This window comes from Streptomyces sp. NRRL WC-3549 (assembly GCF_000721935.1).
Lineage (GTDB): Bacteria > Actinomycetota > Actinomycetes > Streptomycetales > Streptomycetaceae > Streptomyces.
In genome coordinates this window covers 70,007-70,259 of the sequence record NZ_KL585403.1, presented here as the reverse complement: position 1 = coordinate 70,259, position 253 = coordinate 70,007, and the positions used below count along the sequence as shown (strand labels likewise).

The 253-nt window shown below is 68.8% G+C and carries 1 pseudogene; it reads right to left on the bottom strand.

Annotation, left to right across the window (positions count from 1 at the left end):
* A pseudogene (locus IH13_RS0117680) lies at window positions 1-253 on the bottom strand (TIM-barrel domain-containing protein); the annotation flags it as partial.

The window sequence follows — 253 nt, the reverse complement described above, 5'->3', positions numbered from 1 at the left end:
CGAGGTGCAGAACGAGGTGGTCAGCCAGAGGCCGAACGACCAGGCCGGCGGCAGCGCGGGCCGGCCGGTCAGGGCCGTGTAGCGGGCGAGGACGTCCTTGGGGGTGGGGCCGGCGACGACGTAGTACTCCAGTGACTGGTCCTCGACGCTGAACTGCACCTGCCCGACGGATTCCGAGCCGACCTCGAAGGAGACCTTGCCGGGGTGGTTCACGAAGACGCCGTAGCCGCGTGAGGACAGGTAGAACGGGATG